This is a genomic window from Demequina silvatica (genome assembly GCF_000971215.1).
Lineage (GTDB): Bacteria > Actinomycetota > Actinomycetes > Actinomycetales > Demequinaceae > Demequina > Demequina silvatica.
Genome location: NZ_BBMA01000004.1, coordinates 304,381 through 319,984 on the forward strand (window position 1 = coordinate 304,381; position 15,604 = coordinate 319,984).

The 15,604-nt window shown below is 72.1% G+C and carries 14 protein-coding genes; 8 read left to right on the forward strand and 6 right to left on the reverse strand.

Annotated elements, in window-relative coordinates:
• Positions 1–23 precede the first annotated feature (23 nt).
• Positions 24–359, reverse strand: coding sequence for a hypothetical protein (locus tag AOM05_RS07295; RefSeq protein WP_062520760.1), 336 nt, complete (start codon positions 357–359; stop codon positions 24–26).
• Between the two features lie 113 nt (positions 360–472).
• On the opposite strand from AOM05_RS07295, the gene lpdA reads away from it, so the two are divergent.
• Genes lpdA through AOM05_RS07310 form a run of 3 tightly spaced genes read left to right on the forward strand, consistent with a single transcriptional unit; the run spans position 473 to position 4,520 of the window.
• A complete protein-coding gene (gene lpdA, locus AOM05_RS07300; protein ID WP_062520763.1) occupies positions 473–1,858 on the forward strand; it encodes a dihydrolipoyl dehydrogenase in 1,386 nt (461 codons plus the stop codon).
• A 27-nt stretch (positions 1,859–1,885) separates the two neighbouring features.
• Positions 1,886–3,598, forward strand: a complete 1,713-nt coding sequence (gene sucB, locus AOM05_RS07305; RefSeq protein ID WP_062520765.1) for a 2-oxoglutarate dehydrogenase, E2 component, dihydrolipoamide succinyltransferase — start codon at positions 1,886–1,888, stop codon at positions 3,596–3,598.
• 28 nt (positions 3,599–3,626) lie between these two features.
• Complete coding sequence (locus tag AOM05_RS07310) at positions 3,627–4,520, forward strand: TIGR01777 family oxidoreductase (protein ID WP_169746732.1); 894 nt, start codon at positions 3,627–3,629, stop codon at positions 4,518–4,520.
• Here AOM05_RS07310 and AOM05_RS07315 read toward each other — a convergent pair.
• The gene (locus AOM05_RS07315) at positions 4,504–5,742 is read right to left on the reverse strand and encodes a protein kinase family protein (RefSeq protein WP_062520769.1); all 1,239 of its coding nucleotides are present in this window, start codon (positions 5,740–5,742) and stop codon (positions 4,504–4,506) included. The genes AOM05_RS07310 and AOM05_RS07315 overlap by 17 nt on opposite strands.
• A gap of 54 nt (positions 5,743–5,796) precedes the next feature.
• Positions 5,797–7,983, reverse strand: coding sequence for an MMPL family transporter (locus AOM05_RS07320; protein ID WP_156165090.1), 2,187 nt, complete (start codon positions 7,981–7,983; stop codon positions 5,797–5,799).
• Between the two features lie 64 nt (positions 7,984–8,047).
• Between AOM05_RS07320 and lipB the strand changes: the two genes are divergently transcribed.
• The 3 genes from lipB to AOM05_RS07335 all read left to right on the forward strand — a co-directional run bounded on the left by lipB (position 8,048) and on the right by AOM05_RS07335 (position 10,562).
• A complete protein-coding gene (gene lipB / locus AOM05_RS07325; RefSeq protein WP_062520771.1) occupies positions 8,048–8,740 on the forward strand; it encodes a lipoyl(octanoyl) transferase LipB in 693 nt (230 codons plus the stop codon).
• Positions 8,737–9,753: a lipoyl synthase gene (gene lipA, locus AOM05_RS07330; protein ID WP_062520774.1), complete on the forward strand. Its 1,017-nt coding sequence runs from the start codon at positions 8,737–8,739 to the stop codon at positions 9,751–9,753. The genes lipB and lipA overlap by 4 nt, the downstream gene beginning before the upstream one ends.
• A 98-nt stretch (positions 9,754–9,851) precedes the next feature.
• Positions 9,852–10,562, forward strand: a complete 711-nt coding sequence (locus AOM05_RS07335) for a DUF4191 domain-containing protein (protein ID WP_062520776.1) — start codon at positions 9,852–9,854, stop codon at positions 10,560–10,562.
• 253 nt (positions 10,563–10,815) lie between these two features.
• Here the strand turns inward: AOM05_RS07335 and AOM05_RS07340 are convergent, their stop codons facing one another.
• Together AOM05_RS07340 and AOM05_RS07345 are read right to left on the reverse strand one after the other, a co-directional pair.
• Positions 10,816–11,460: an HAD-IA family hydrolase gene (locus AOM05_RS07340; protein ID WP_062520778.1), complete on the reverse strand. Its 645-nt coding sequence runs from the start codon at positions 11,458–11,460 to the stop codon at positions 10,816–10,818.
• Complete coding sequence (locus AOM05_RS07345) at positions 11,457–11,894, reverse strand: RDD family protein (protein WP_062520781.1); 438 nt, start codon at positions 11,892–11,894, stop codon at positions 11,457–11,459. The genes AOM05_RS07340 and AOM05_RS07345 overlap by 4 nt, the downstream gene beginning before the upstream one ends.
• 226 nt (positions 11,895–12,120) lie before the next feature.
• Between AOM05_RS07345 and glnA the strand changes: the two genes are divergently transcribed.
• Positions 12,121–13,554 (forward strand): type I glutamate--ammonia ligase, encoded by a 1,434-nt coding sequence (gene glnA, locus AOM05_RS07350; RefSeq protein WP_062520783.1) that lies wholly within the window; start codon positions 12,121–12,123, stop codon positions 13,552–13,554.
• A 98-nt stretch (positions 13,555–13,652) separates the two neighbouring features.
• Here glnA and AOM05_RS07355 read toward each other — a convergent pair whose 3' ends face one another.
• A complete protein-coding gene (locus AOM05_RS07355; protein ID WP_062520785.1) occupies positions 13,653–14,981 on the reverse strand; it encodes a serine hydrolase domain-containing protein in 1,329 nt (442 codons plus the stop codon).
• Between the two features lie 270 nt (positions 14,982–15,251).
• Here AOM05_RS07355 and AOM05_RS07360 point away from each other — a divergent pair, with 270 nt between their 5' ends.
• Positions 15,252–15,566, forward strand: a complete 315-nt coding sequence (locus AOM05_RS07360; RefSeq protein WP_062520787.1) for a hypothetical protein — start codon at positions 15,252–15,254, stop codon at positions 15,564–15,566.
• Positions 15,567–15,604 lie beyond the last annotated feature (38 nt).

Genomic DNA, 15,604 nt, shown 5'->3' on the forward strand with positions numbered 1-15,604 from the left:
CGCGAGCGTCGGGCGGAACGGCGTCAGCCGTGGTTCTTGCGCTGCTTCTCGTTCCACTCGCGCATGCGCGACGGGTAGCCCGACAGGTTGACGTCGAACGCCGGGATGGAGAACTGCTGCGCGAGCTTGCGCGCGGTCGCCTCGTCGGGGACGCGACGGCGCGTCCACTCCCCCGTGTCGGCGACGATCACCATGGTGGTCTGCGTGACACGCGTCGGGGGCTCGACGAAGGCCTCGCAGCCGGTGTGCGCGGACACGAACGCGCGCAGGTGCGCGATGGTCTCGGCCTTCGCGTCGCGGCCGCCCGACTGCGCGGCCGAACCCTGCTTGGACCTCGGCTTCCTGGAGAACAGACCCATGGCCCCAGCGTAGTCACCGGGTGGGCTGGTGGCGGGCATGTCGCGCGGTTCGCGCGTCACCCGCCGCGTGGCAAGATGGGCCGTACAGACATCCCTTACAAGGAGATCCCATAGTGTCCGAGTCCACCCCACGCTCGTTTGATGTTCTCATCCTCGGCGGCGGGTCGGGCGGCTATGCCGCCGCCCTGCGCGCCTCCCAGCTCGGCTTCACGGTCGGACTGGTCGAGGAGGCGAAGGTGGGGGGTACCTGCCTTCACAACGGCTGCATCCCGACGAAGGCGCTGCTGCACGCCGCCGAGCTCGCCGACAACGCCCGCGAGGGTGAGAAGTACGGCGTCAACACCACGCTCGAGGGCATCGACATGCTCAAGGTGAACTCCTACAAGCAGGGCGTGATCGACCGCCTCTACCGCGGCCTCCAGGGCCTGGTGAAGTCCCGCAAGGTGACCGTCATCGAGGGTCACGGCCGCCTGGTGGGCCCCGACACCATCGAGGTGAACGGCGAGCGCTACACCGGCACGAACATCATCCTGGGCACCGGCTCGTACGCCCGCTCGCTCCCCGGCCTCGAGATCGGCGGGCGTGTCATCACGTCCGACCAGGCGCTCGGCATGGAGTGGGTCCCGCAGCGTGCGATCGTGCTCGGCGGCGGCGTGATCGGCGTCGAGTTCGCCTCGGTGTGGAAGTCCTTCGGGGCCGACGTCACCGTGGTCGAGGCGCTCCCGCACCTGGCGCCGAACGAGGACGAGGCGCTCTCCAAGGGCCTCGAGCGCGCGTTCCGCAAGCGCGGCATCAACTTCAAGGTCGGCGTCCGCTTCCAGGGCGTGACCCAGTCCGACGCGGGCGTCACCGTGACGCTCGAGGACGGCACCACCCTCGAGGCCGACATCCTCCTGGTGGCCGTGGGCCGCGGCCCGCGCACCGCCGACCTGGGCTACGAGGAGCAGGGCATCCGTGTCGACCGCGGATTCGTGCTCACCGACGAGCGCCTCCACACCGGCGTCGCGAACATCTACGCGGTCGGCGACATCGTCCCCGGCCTCCAGCTCGCGCACCGCGGCTTCCAGCAGGGCATCTTCGTCTCCGAGGAGATCGCGGGCCTGGCCCCGCAGGTCATCGCCGACGTCAACATCCCCAAGGTCACCTACTGCGAGCCCGAGCTCGCGTCCGTGGGCCTCACGCAGGCGAAGGCCGAGGAGCAGTACGGCGCGGACAAGGTCCAGGCGCTCGAGTACAACCTGGGCGGCAACGGCAAGAGCCAGATCCTCGGCACCACCGGCTTCGTCAAGCTGGTGCGCGTGGTCGACGGCCCCGTGGTCGGCATCCACATGATCGGCGCCCGCGTGGGCGAGCAGATCGGCGAGGCGTCGCTCATCGTCAACTGGGAGGCGCACCCCGAGGACGTCGCCCCGCTCATCCACGCGCACCCGACGCAGAACGAGGCGCTCGGCGAGGCGCACCTCGCGCTCGCCGGCAAGCCCCTGCACGCGCACGACTGATCCGCTTCGACTGAGGAAGAAGAACCCATGAGCAACGACGTCACCCTTCCCGCTCTCGGCGAGTCCGTCACCGAGGGCACCGTCACCCGCTGGCTGAAGAACGTCGGCGACACCGTCGCCGCCGACGAGCCCCTGCTCGAGGTGTCCACCGACAAGGTCGACACCGAGATCCCCTCGCCCTTCGCGGGCACGCTCCTCGAGATCCTCATCCAGGAGGACGAGGAGGCCGAGGTCGGCGCGGTCCTGGCCCGCATCGGCGAGGCGGGCGAGGCTCCGGCCGCCGCCCCGGCACCCGAGGCCGCCGCTCCCGCGGAGCCCGCTCCGGCTCCGGTCGAGGCCGCCCCCGAGGCGCCCGCGCCCGCCGCTCCCGCCGCCGAGGCCCCGGCGCCTGCCGCCGCTCCCGCCGGTGGCGGCCGCGACGTCACCCTCCCCGCGCTGGGCGAGTCGGTGACCGAGGGCACCGTCACCCGCTGGCTCAAGGCCGTCGGCGACTCGGTGGAGGCGGACGAGCCCCTGCTCGAGGTCTCGACCGACAAGGTCGACACCGAGATCCCGTCGCCGTTCGCCGGCGTCCTCACCGAGATCCTCGTGGGCGAGGACGAGGAGGCCGAGGTGGGCGCCGTCCTGGCCCGCATCGGCGCGCCCGGTGCCGCCCCCGCGCCCGCCGCCGCTCCTGCGGCCGAGGCTCCGGCACCCGCGCCGGCCGCCCCCGCGGCCCCGGCCCCGGCTCCCGTCGCCCCGCCCGCTCCCCCGGCGCCCCCGGCCGCCCCCGCCGCCGCCGCTCCGGTGGCCCCCGCGGCCGCCGCATCGTCCGGCTCGGGCTACGTCACCCCCATCGTGCGCAAGCTCGCCGCCGAGAAGGGCGTGGACCTGTCCTCGCTCGCCGGCACCGGCGTGGGTGGCCGCATCCGCAAGGAGGACGTCCTCGAGGCCGCGGCGAAGGCTCCCGAGGCCCCCGCCGCCGCTCCGGCCGCGGCGCCTGCCGCTCCCGCCACGTCGGCCAACCAGGTCGAGGTCTCGGAGCTGCGCGGCCAGACGGTCAAGATGACCCGCATCCGCAAGATCACCGCCGACAAGATGATGGAGTCGCTGCACGGCATGGCGCAGCTCACCTCCGTGGTCGAGGTCGACTGCACCAAGATCTTCGCGCTGCGCGCCAAGAACAAGTCCGCGTTCTCAGCGAAGCACGGCGTGAACCTCACGTTCCTGCCGTTCTTCACCCGCGCCACGGCGATCGCGCTGCAGGAGCACGCGTTCCTCAACGCGTCGGTCGAGGACGGCAGCATCGTCTACCACCCGTCGGTCAACCTGTCGCTCGCGGTGGACACCCCCAAGGGCCTCATGCTCCCGACGCTCAAGGACGCGGACTCGAAGACGATCGTCGACCACGCCAAGGGCATCGTCGACCTCGCCACCAAGGCGCGCGAGGGCGGCCTGTCCTCCGACGAGATCTCGGGTGGCACCTTCTCGGTGACCAACACGGGCTCGGGCGGCACGCTGTTCGACACCCCGATCGTCCCCGCGCCCCAGGTGGGCATCCTCGCGACCTGCGCGATCATCAAGAAGCCGGTCGTGGTCAAGGGCCCCGACGGCGAGGATGTCATCTCCGTCCGCCCGATGTGCTACCTCCCGCTCAGCTACGACCACCGGATCGTGGACGGCGCGGACGCGGCCCGCTTCCTGCAGACCGTGAAGCGGATCATCGAGGCCGGCGAGTTCGAGTCCGAGCTCGGCCTGTAACGGACCGGGACAGCTGACGATGCGCGTCGTGATCGCAGGCTCCTCGGGGCTGATCGGCACGGCGCTCAAGAAGGACCTGCACGAGGGCGGCCACGACGTGGTCGCCCTCGTGCGGCGTTCACCCGCAGGACCCCACGAGTCCCGCTGGGACCCCGCCGCCGGCACGATCGACGCGGACGTGATCCGCTCGGCCGACGTGGTGGTCAACCTCGCCGGCGCCTCGATCGGCGCCAAGCGCCTCACCGACTCCTACGCCGCCGAGGTGCGCCGATCCCGCGTGGATTCGACCCGCACCATCGTGCGGGCGATCCTCGGGGACGATGCGGGGGCCGGGTTCTCCGGCATGCTCCTCCAGGGCTCCGCGATGGGCTTCTACGGCGACCGCGCCGAGGAGCGGCTCGACGAGTCCTCGGGTCCCGGCCGCACGCTCCTCTCGGGGATCGTGCGCGACTGGGAGGCGGAGGCGCAGCCCGCGCGCGACGCCGGCGTGCGCGTAGTGACCGCCCGCACCGGGCTGGTACTCGCCTCGCACGGCGGCTTCGCCGAACGCCTGCTCCCGCTCACGTCGCGCGGGCTGCTCGGCGCGCTCGGACGTCCCGACACGTGGCACTCGTGGATCACCCTCGAGGACCACATCCGCGCGCTGCGCTTCCTCATCGACTCCGATCACCACGGCGTCGCGCTGTGCATCTCCCCCCACCCCACGCGCGACGCGGCCCTCATGCGCGCCTTCTCCGAGGCCGCGGGCAAACGCCCGGGCTTCCGGGTCCCCAAGACCGTCCTCGACATCGCGGTCGGACGCGCGATCGAGGACCTGCTCACGTCGCAGCACGGCTCCCCGACCGTGCTGACGCGCCTGGGCTTCGCGTGGCGCCACCCGACCGTCGAGGACGCTACGCGCTGGGTCATGGCGGCACGCTGACCCGCTCGACGCGCCACCGCTCGCCCGACCAGACGAGCGCCAGCCGCGCCACCTGACGCTGCTCCGGCACCTCGGTCCGCTCGCGCCCGTCCACGAGCGTGTGCGCCGCGAGCGTGTACGCGACCTCCACGGTGATGCTCGTGCCGTCCCCGCGGACCACGGTCGCGTCGCCCACCTCCACCGCCAGGCCCCGCACCTCCACCTCCCCGAACTGCCGCGCCTCGCGCGCCGCCGTCGCCCACGCCCGCGACCCCGGGACGGTGAGCTCCACCAACGCGTCCCCGTCGCCCGCCGCGATGGCCTCGATCCGCTCGCGCGTGAGCTCGCGCGCCGCCTCCGCAGGCGGAGGAAGGGACGATGCGGCGGTCGCCTTCGCGCGGTCCGCGGCACCCGTGCGCGCCTCGCCCGCGCCTGCCACTCCCACGCCGACCACCGGGGCGACCGCGACCGGCACGGGCCCCCAGAGCATCCATCCGGCGGTGAGCGCGCCCGCGGCGGCAACCGCCACGAGCCGCGACGGATGACGCCGCAGCCGCCAGTGCCACGCGCGCGGATCGCGCTCGGTGCGGACGGAGCGCGCCGCGGGCTGCGGAGGCGGATCCGCGAGCTCGAGCCGCCACCTCGCGGGCGTCGCGCACCCCACGATCCCGCGCGCCACCGCCCTGGCCGACGGCCGGGCGTCTGGATCGGGATCGAGCAGCGGCGCCATCCACGCCTCCGCCTCCGTGCGGAACGCGGGCGAGGCCGCGGCGAGCGCGACCGCGCCCAGCGCGTGGACGTCGCCCGCCGCGGTGGGCGGCCCGCCCGCGGCGCGCTCGGGCGCCGCGAAGCCCGGGGTACCGCGCTCGCCGCCGAGCGCGGGTCCCACGAGATCCACGAGCACGGGCCGCACCCCCACGAGGACGTTGGACGGCGACACGTCGCCGTGCGCGAGCCCGTGGGAGTGCAGCGCGTCCAGCGCCTCCGCGACGCCCGCGACCAGCCACACCCACTCGCCCACGCTCGCGGCCCGGCCGGCGGTGGCGAGCGGCGCCCCGGCGACGCGAGGCGACAAGGCCACCACCGCATCGTCCTCCCGCACCACGTCGAGCGGCGCGCAGACCCCCGGGTGCTCGACCACGCTCAGGGCGGCGACGCGGGCGCGCGCGAGCCGCTCGGCCGCGTCGCCGCGACCGACGGTCCGCGAGACCCGGTCGAGACGGAGGGGGGTGATGTGCCGCACCCCTCCACCGTCACATCAGCGACGGCGGAGCGGTGCGTTCTCCACAGGGCGGATTCAGTCGCCGATGCGACGCGCCGGCCACCACGCGCGGCGGCCGATGTCCGCGATGAGCCCCGGCACCAGCAGCGACCGCACCACGAACGTGTCGATGAGCACGCCCGCCGCCACGATGAACGCGATCTGCGCGAGGAAGATCAGCGGGATCACGCCCAGCGCAGCGAACGTGGCCGCGAGCACGATGCCCGCGGACGTGATCACGCCGCCCGTCACCGCCAGCGCCCTCCGGATGCCCTCCCGCGCGCCGTGCTGCAGCGACTCCTCCCGCGCGCGCGACATGAGGAAGATCGAGTAGTCGACGCCGAGCGCCACCAGGAACACGAACCCGAGCAGCGGCACGGACGGGTCCGTGCCGGGGAAGTCGAGCACGTGGTTGAACACGATCGCCGCGAGGCCCATGGTCGCCGCGAAGCTCAGCACGTTCGCGAGGATGATGAGCACCGGCGCCAGGATCGAGCGCAGCAGCAGCATGAGGACCACCAGGATCACCGCGAGGATGGTCGGCAGGATGATCTTCAGATCGCGCTCGCTGGTGAGACGGGTGTCGAGGGACTCGGCGGCCTGGCCGCCCACCAGTGCCTCGGCGTCGACCGCGTGCGCCTCGGTGCGGACGTCGGCGACGATGTCGAGCGCCTCGGCGGAGGACGCCGAGACCTGCGTGATGGCGTTGATCTCGACCAGGCCGTCGACCACGATCGGGTCCTCGGGCACGGCCCCCGCCGGGGCGCCGGCCGCGACCGCGGGCGTGAGCAGGTACGCCTGGGTGACGCCCTCGACGTCCTCGACCGCCGCGAGCACGTCCTGCGCCGAGCCCTCCGCGGTGATGATGCGGATGGGCGACGTGGCCCCCGCCTCGAAGTGCTGCTCGAGGAACTCGAAGCCGGTGACGGACTCGGTCTCGGCGGTGAAGATGTCCCGCTCGCCGAGGCCGCCCGACTTGAAGGTGGGCACGAACGCGGCGAGGATCGCGAGGCCCAGCGCGGCGGCCGCCCAGACCGCGCGCGGTCGGGAGTCGACGAACCGGGACACGCGGCCCCACACGCCGGCGCGCGCCTCGACGGCCTCGATGGTCTCCTCGGACTCGTGGGCGTCGTCTCCGCGATAGCGCGGCATCGCGGGCCAGAACACGCCGCGGGCGTGCTTGCCGCCGATGAGGAGCAGCGCGGGCAGCAGCGTGAGCGCCGCGAGGAAGGACGCCGCGATGCCGATCGCGCCGGCGGGGCCGAGCGCGGCGTTCGACTTGAGGTCGCTCAGCAGCAGCACCAGCAGTCCCAGGATCACGGTGCCGGCCGAGGCGGCGATGGGTTCGAGCGAGCGCTTCCAGGCGTGACCCAGGGCCGCGTAGGGCGACTCGATCCGCAGCAGCTCCTCGCGGTAGCGGGCGACCAGCAGCAGCGAGTAGTCGGTGGTCGCGCCGACCACCAGGATGAACATGATGCCCTGGCTCTGGCCGTTGAGCGTGATGACGTCGGCGTTGGCGAGGGCGTAGACCGCGATGATCGCGCCCGTGAGGGCGAGCATGGAGGTCGCGAGGACCAGGAACGGCAGCACGGGGCTGCGGTAGACGATGAGCAGGATGATCAGCACCACACCCAGCGCGACGAGCAGCAGGATGCCGTCGATGCCGCCGAACGCCTCGACCAGGTCTGCGACGAGGCCGGCGGGCCCTGTGACGTAGCCGGTCAGCCCGGTGTCGGCCTCCGACCACGCGGTGCGGAGCGTGTCGACGTAGAGCTGGCCCACGGACTCCTCGCCCGCCATCTCGTCGAAGACCTCGGCGTCGACCGCGAAGGACACCAGGATGGCCTCCCCGTCCTCGGACGGCACGGCGGTGGGCCCCTGGCCCTGAGGTCCGGTGAGGGTGATGTCGCCGACGGTGCGGCCCTCGGGGTCGCCCTCGAGCGGCTCGGCGAGGACCGAGTCGACGAATGCCTGGACGGTCGCGACGTCCGCCGCGCCGCCCTCGACGGCGAGGAGCGCGGGGACGGAGTCGGTGGGGGCGAACTCGGCATGCAGGTCGGCGGCCTCGGTGGACTCGGCGCTCGACGGGAGGAAGGCCGCGGAGTCGTTCTCCTGCACCTCCGAGAGCTTGCCGAACGTCTGACCGCCGGCGCCGCCGATGGCGAGCCAGCCGAAGATCACGAGGATGATGAGCAGGGGACGTGCCCAGGATCGAAGCTTCACGTGGAGAATGATGCCGGAAGCAGGCCTTCCTATTCCCGACCCCGCCAAGAGTTACCATCCTGTGATGCGCACAGTCCCCCTCGACCTCGGCTCGCGCCTGGTGCCGTACCAGGAGGCGTGGGATCTCCAGCGGGAGGTCCACGCCGCCGTGGTCGCCGGCGAGGCCGAGGACACGGTCCTCCTGGTCGAGCACGAGCCCGTCTACACCGCCGGCAAGCGGACCGCCACGTGGGACCGTCCCGTCGACGGCACCCCGGTCATCGACGTCGACCGCGGCGGCCGCATCACCTGGCACGGCCCGGGCCAGCTGGTCGCCTACCCGATCGTGCGGCTCGCGGAGCCCGTCGACGTGGTCCGGTACGTCCGCCAGCTCGAGCAGGCCGTCATGGACGTGTGCGCGACCTTCGGGCTCGACACGATCCGCGTGGAGGGCCGCTCCGGCGTGTGGCTGCCCGCCACGGACACGCGCCGCGAGCGGAAGGTCTGCGCAATCGGCGTGCGCGTGGCCAAGGGCGTCACCATGCACGGCATCGCGCTCAACTGCACGCCCGACCTCGACTGGTACCAGCGCATCGTCCCGTGCGGCATCTCCGACGCGGACGTCACGTCCCTCGCCGCCGAGCTGGGCCGCGACGTGCCCCTCGCCGAGGCGGTCGACCCGACCGTGCGATTCCTGGAAGCCGCCCTCGCCGACGTAAGGTGGGCCCAGGCGCCCACCGGCGCAGACTCCCACCTCCCCACGAAGGAGCCCGTGTGACCATCGCACCCGAGGGCCGCAAGATGCTGCGCGTCGAGGCCCGCAACTCGGCCGTCCCGATCGAGCGCAAGCCCGAGTGGATCCGCACCAAGGCGACCATGGGACCCGAGTACAAGGACCTCAAGGGCCTGGTGAAGAGCGGCGGCCTGCACACGGTGTGCGAGGAGGCCGGCTGCCCCAACATCTTCGAGTGCTGGGAGGACCGCGAGGCGACGTTCCTCATCGGCGGCGACCAGTGCACGCGCCGCTGCGACTTCTGCCAGATCGACACCGGCAAGCCCGCGGCGTTCGACGCCGACGAGCCTCGCCGCGTCGCCGAGTCCGTGCGCCAGATGGGCCTCAAGTACTCGACCATCACGGGCGTCGCGCGCGACGACCTCGAGGACGGCGGCGCCTGGCTCTACGCGGAGACCGTCCGCCAGATCCACGCCCTCAACCCGGGCACCGGCGTCGAGCTGCTCATCCCCGACTTCAACGCGGACCCCGCCCAGCTCGCCGAGGTGTTCTCCTCGCGCCCCGAGGTCCTCGCCCACAACCTCGAGACCGTGCCGCGCGTGTTCAAGCGCATCCGTCCCGGCTTCCGCTACGATCGCTCGCTCTCCGTGCTCACCGCGGCGCAGGAGGACGGCCTGGTCACCAAGTCCAACCTGATCCTGGGCATGGGCGAGACGTTCGACGAGGCCGTCGAGGCGCTCCGCGACCTCCACGCCGCCGGCTGCGACCTCATCACCATCACGCAGTACCTGCGCCCCTCCCCCCGCCACCACCCCGTGGACCGGTGGGTCAAGCCCGCCGAGTTCGTCGAGCTCTCGGACATCGCGGAGGAGATCGGGTTCCTCGGCGTCATGTCGGGCCCGCTGGTGCGCTCCTCGTACCGCGCCGGCCGCCTCTGGGGCCAGGCCATGAAGAGCAAGGGCCGTCCCATCCCGGACGCGCTCGCGCACCTCGGCGAGGCGACCGAGTCGCGCCAGGAGGCCTCGGCGCTGCTCAAGGCGCGCCCCGAGCTCGGCTGACCTTCCGGCCATCCTTCCCGCGGGGTACCGCAGGGGGACGATGTGCGGGTCGCGGGGGTCCCGGAGGTGTCCGGGCCTGCGACTAGACTGTGCGCATCATGGCTAAGGACAAGAGCACCGAGAGCAAGCCCAAGAAGCAGCGCTGGTACCACCTGGTCGCCCAGGCGTACCGGGTCACCGCCCCGCACGACAAGGCCCTGCTGCCCGGCATCATCGGCATCTTCGTGGGCGTGGTGGGCATCGCGGTGCTCATCGGCGCGCTGATCGGCGGCACCGCCGCGATCATCTACGCGTCGATCTTCGGCGTGCTGACCGGCCTGCTCGGCTCGATGTACTTCCTGACCCGCCGTTTCGAGCGCACCGCGTTCCTGCGCATGGAGGGCCAGACCGGCGCCTCCCTCGCGGTCGCGCAGACCATCCGCACCGGATGGAAGTTCGAGGACAACCCGGTGAACATGGACACCCGCGGCAAGGGCGTGGTGTTCCAGGGCGTCGGCAAGGGCGGCATCGTCCTCCTCGCCGAGGGCGGCGCGATCATCCACAAGCCCGCGGAGACCTCGAAGAAGCGCATCGAGAAGCTGGTCCCCGGCGTCCCCGTCACCGTGATCTACGTGGGCCGCGGCGAGGGCGAGGTGCCGCTGGGCGGCCTCACCAAGGCGATCCGTAAGACCAAGAAGGCCCTGGGCCGCAACGACCGTCCGACGGTCGAGGCGCGTCTCAAGGCGATCGGCGGCGCGAAGCCCCCGATGCCCAAGGGCATCGACCCGGTGCGCGCGCGTCCCGACCGCAAGGGCATGCGCGGCCGCTGAGCCGTCTCGCGACCAACCCCCTCCGCTCCCCTCCCGGGGAATTGGTAGGGGGTTGTCGCTTTTCCTGGGTCGCCGCGCGGCAGCGGTAGATGGTTGTCGGGGGACGATGCGGCGGCCGGCTCTCGCGTCCTCGTCGCCGCACGCGGGCGTCGCCGGCGCCAGCCGACACTGATCTACCAGTGCCGCGCGGCGACCCGCCAGAACCGACCACCATCTACCCACACCGCCGTGGCGGCCCGGAGCGGGCGCGCGGTCAGCTCAGGGTGACGGTGACGCCGCGCTCCCCCGGCGCGAAGCTCACGGCGGTCATGTCGGCGACCCGCGCCAACCCCGCGGTCGCGGGCGTCGCCAGGCCACCCACGACCACCACGGTCGCGCCGGCCGCGAGCCCGGCCCGCACGCCGGCGTCGGAGTCCTCGAACACCACGCAGTCCTCGACCGCGACGCACAGCGCCTCGGCACCCCGGCGGTACGGCTCCGGGTCGGGCTTGCCGCGCTCCACGTCCTCCGCGGCCACGAGCACCTCCACGTCCGGGAACCCCAGCCGCGCGAGCCGGCGCAGCGCGGCATCGCGCAGCGCCGAGGTCACCACGGCCCATCGGCCGGACGGGATCGCGTGCACCGCCGCGACGGCGCCGGGGATCTCGACGTCGGCGTCGAAGCGCTCGTTCTCCCATTCCTCGATCTGGCGGAACCAGGGCTCGATGTCCGCGTCCTCGCCCAGGAAGCGACGCAGGGTCGCGCGGGCGGGGACGCCGTGGACGTGTGCGAGCACCTCGTCCACGTCGAATCCGGCCTGGCGCGCGAAGTCGCCCCACACCACGTCCACCGTCGCGGTGGAGTCGATCAGCGTGCCGTCCATGTCGAGCAGGACGCCCGCGGCCTCGATGGCGGTCATGCGACGCCCTCCGTTCCCCCGACGCGCGCCGCGCGCACCACGCGGGTGTGCGCGAGCCTGTCGTGCAGCCCGCGCCCGTCGGGACCCCACACGACCGCGGGGATCACCAGCGCGAGCAGCGCGGTGCGGATCGCGGCCTTGGTGAAGCCCACCGGCAGCGGCCCCTCCTCGCGCACCACGCGCAGGCCCAGCAGCCGGTGCCCGATGGTGGTGCCGAGCGTCGCGACCAGCAGCAGGTGCTGCACGGCCCACACGGCGAGCGTCGCGAAGGGCGAGCCCGCGAGGAAGGCCCGCTCGAGCCCGGTCACGGTGTCCGCCGGGTAGCTCGGGTCCGGGAAGAACGCCGACGAGATCAGCAGGCACAGCACCCAGTCGATCGCGATGCCGGCCAGCCGGCGAGGGACGAGTGCGGAAGGTGCGGTCTGCTCGGTCACTCCGAAAGCCTAGTCAACCCGCACCGCGGGGGACGATGCGCGCGGCCCCCAGCCCGCGCATCGTCCCCCAGGCGGCCTCCTCGCGCGCGGTGCCCGGGCGTTACCACGGCCCGAAAGGTGCCACATGTAACACTCTGGAAACATTCCGTGTATCCGTAGGCAACGGACCGCCCCTAGGGTGTGAGGTGCCACCGAAGGCCTGTCCAACCTCTTCAAGGAGTACCGGATGTTCAAAGACGCCAACGAGGCGATCGAGTATGTGAAGAACGAGGGCGTCGAGTTCGTCGACATCCGCTTCTGCGACCTGCCGGGTCAGATGCAGCACTTCAACATCCCCGCGTCGCAGTTCACCGAGGACGTGTTCACCGAGGGCGCGATGTTCGACGGTTCGTCGATCCGCGGCTTCCAGGCGATCAACGAGTCCGACATGAAGCTGCTGCCGGATGTCGCCACCGCGTTCGTCGACCCGTTCCGCAAGGCGAAGACGCTCGTCATCAACTTCTCGATCGTGGACCCGTTCACGAACGAGCCCTACTCGCGCGACCCCCGCAACATCGCGGCGAAGGCCGTCGAGTACCTGAAGTCCACCGGCATCGGTGACACCGCCTTCTTCGCCCCCGAGGCGGAGTTCTTCATCTTCGACTCGGTTCGCTTCGACACGAACCAGCACGAGGGCTACTACCACATCGACTCCTCCGAGGCCTGGTGGAACACCGGCGTCGAGTACGAGGAGGACGGCACCCCGAACCGCGGCTACAAGACGCGCTACAAGGGCGGCTACTTCCCCGTCTCCCCCGGCGACCAGTTCGCGGACCTCCGCGACGAGATGTGCAAGGTCCTCGGCGAGGTCGGCCTCGAGCTCGAGCGCGCGCACCACGAGGTGGGCACCGCCGGCCAGCAGGAGATCAACTACCGCTTCAACACGCTGCTGCACGCGGGCGACGACATCCAGAAGTTCAAGTACGTCGTCAAGAACGTCGCGTGGCGCGCGGGCAAGACCGTGACCTTCATGCCGAAGCCGCTCTTCGGCGACAACGGCTCGGGCATGCACGTCCACCAGTCGATCTGGAAGAACGGCGAGCCACTCTTCTACGACGAGTCCGGCTACGGCGGCCTCTCGGACCTCGCCCGCTGGTACATCGGCGGCATCCTCAAGCACGCGCCGTCGCTGCTCGCGTTCACCAACCCGACCGTCAACTCGTACCACCGCCTCGTGCCGGGCTACGAGGCCCCGGTCAACCTGGTCTACTCGGCGCGTAACCGCTCCGCCGCGGTCCGCATCCCGATCACCGGGTCGAACCCGAAGGCCAAGCGCATCGAGTTCCGCGCGCCCGACCCGTCGTCGAACCCGTACCTCGCGTTCGCGGCGCTCCTGATGGCCGGCATCGACGGCATCAAGAACCGCATCGAGCCCCCGGCCCCGGTCGACAAGGACCTCTACGAGCTGCCCCCCGAGGAGCACGCCCAGATCGCTCAGGTCCCGGCCTCGCTCCCCGCGGTGCTTGACGCCCTCGAGGCGGACCACGGCTTCCTCACCGAGGGCGGCGTGTTCACCGAGGACCTCATCGAGATGTGGATCGACCTCAAGCGCACGCAGGAGATCGACCCGCTGCGCTTCCGTCCGCACCCGCACGAGTTCGAGCTCTACTACGACTGCTAAGCCGTAGCGCTCATCGCGAAGGCCCGTCTCCCCGTCGAAGGGAGGCGGGCCTTCCGCTTTGCCAGGTACGATGCGCGGGCTGGCCGCTGCGCCCCACCTCACCCGAGCGCCGCGATCACCTGCTCCGCCATCGCGAGCACCCGGTTGTCGTCCGCCTCGGGCGTGAATCCGAGCCGCGCGATCACGAGCCCCTCGGATGGCACCACGATCACCTTCTGGCCGTCGTGGCCCGACGCCGAGTACGCATCTGCGGGCAGCTCCGGGTCCACCACGGAGCCGTCGGGGCGGGTGTTCGCCCACCAGCCGGACGCGTAGCCGTCCGAACCCTCCTCGATCTCGGTGTCGACCGGGACCGTCGACTCCGCGACCCAGCCCTCGGGCAGCAGCCGCTCGCCGTCCCAGACACCGTCCTGGAGCACGAACTGCCCGACCGTCGCCCAGTCGCGCGGCGTCGCCCACATGTAGGACGAACACACCGGAGTCCCGGCCGCATCCACCTCCATGACGGCGCTCGACAGGCCCAGCGGCGCGAACACCTGCGCACGCGGCGCGTCCGCTCCCCCGCGCCCCTGGGTCACCACGTCGCACAGCAGCGTGGTCGACCCGCTCGAGTACTGGAGGTACGCCCCGGGCTCGTGCGCGAGCTCCTGCGACGCGACGTACGCGCCCATGTCGCCCTCGCCGTAGAGCATCTGGGTGATGGGCGTGCCGAGGTCGTACGTCTCGTCCCACGCGAGGCCGGAGGTCATCTGCATGAGCTGCCGCACCGTGATGTCGGCGCGGCCGTCGGTCCACGTCTCCACCAGGTGGTCGTCGTCGAGCGACACCTCCCCCGCCTGCACCAGTCGGCCCACCAGAAGGTTGGTCACGGACTTGGTCATCGACCAGCCGAGCTGCGGCGTCTCCGGTCCGAAGCCGTCGGCGTACCGCTCCGCCACCAGCTCGCCGTCCTTCAACACCACCACGCCGCGCGTGCCGAGCGCGGCGCGCTCGTCCCCACCCAGGTCGTCGCCGAAGCCGTACGCCAGCGCCTGGGTGACCGCCGCATCGTCCCCCGGGGTGAGCGGGAGGTCGGTGTAGAGGTTGGCGTCCACGGCGGTCGGCTCGGGGAGGCCCTTAGGTCGCTCGGACGCGAGCGTGCAGCCGTAGCCGGGCGTCGCCCAGGCCTGCTGCTTCGCGAGCACGCCGAGGATGGTGGTCGACGCCTCGCCGTCCGCGAACGAGGTGCGCAGGACGGGGACCAGGGGGTTCGCGGGGAGGTCGGCCGCCGCATCGTCCCTGCCGGCGACCTCGGTGACGGCGCACGCGTTGTGGGCGGCGTAGCCCGTGCCGGTGAGAAGCATGGGCCGCTCGTACCAGTAGGCGGCGGTGACGCCGACCGCGAGGGTGGCCGCGGCGGCGAGGACGATGGTGCGGGCGCGGGGCATGGGACCTGCTTCGGTTCGGGCGGCGCGCAGACCTCGCGGTCCCACCACGCCGTGGGGACGGGCGACGCGGCTGGCGCCGGTCGAGCCGGACCAGGGTACGGCACCCGTGGAGGCTCCCCCGACCATCGCGGAGGGACGATGCGGTGGTCCAGTGTGCACAGCCCCTTGAGGACGTATGACGTGCGTCATACGGTAGCGGGGTGCAGCGCAGCGGCGGCGCGTGGCCCGCCAATCCCACCTACCAACGGATCTACTCGCAGGAGGTCGACCATGACTGAGCTGGAGAAGCGCATCGCCGCAGCGATCGAGGACTCCGAGACGTCTCGCGACGTGGCGCCACCTGAAGGCACTCCCGCGCGCCGCAGAAATCGCGAGGCATCTTCGGTCTACTCGCTGCGGCTCCCCAATGAGGTCATCGCGGAGCTGACCGTCGTCGCCGCGGAGCTGAACCTGCCCGTCTCCGCGCTGATCCGCGGCTTCATCCTCGACGGGCTCGCGTCGCAACGCGGGGTCGACCTCCATGGCGCGCTCGATCGCCTGGAACGCGACGTACGTGACCTCCGGCGGGTGGCAACCCGCGCCTGACCGGACCGAACCGTGGTCACCGGCTGTCGGCGGGCTGC

Excerpts from the sequence above, each read along its gene's own strand:
- AOM05_RS07360 (WP_062520787.1), top strand. The coding sequence starts at position 15,252 with ATGACTGAGCTGGAGAAGCGCATCGCCGCAGCGATCGAGGACTCCGAG.
- lipB (WP_062520771.1), top strand. The coding sequence starts at position 8,048 with ATGCGCACAGTCCCCCTCGACCTCGGCTCGCGCCTGGTGCCGTACCAG.
- AOM05_RS07295 (WP_062520760.1), bottom strand. The coding sequence starts at position 359 with ATGGGTCTGTTCTCCAGGAAGCCGAGGTCCAAGCAGGGTTCGGCCGCG.
- AOM05_RS07340 (WP_062520778.1), bottom strand. The coding sequence starts at position 11,460 with ATGACCGCCATCGAGGCCGCGGGCGTCCTGCTCGACATGGACGGCACG.
- AOM05_RS07355 (WP_062520785.1), bottom strand. The coding sequence starts at position 14,981 with ATGCCCCGCGCCCGCACCATCGTCCTCGCCGCCGCGGCCACCCTCGCG.
- AOM05_RS07335 (WP_062520776.1), top strand. The coding sequence starts at position 9,852 with ATGGCTAAGGACAAGAGCACCGAGAGCAAGCCCAAGAAGCAGCGCTGG.
- sucB (WP_062520765.1), top strand. The coding sequence starts at position 1,886 with ATGAGCAACGACGTCACCCTTCCCGCTCTCGGCGAGTCCGTCACCGAG.
- glnA (WP_062520783.1), top strand. The coding sequence starts at position 12,121 with ATGTTCAAAGACGCCAACGAGGCGATCGAGTATGTGAAGAACGAGGGC.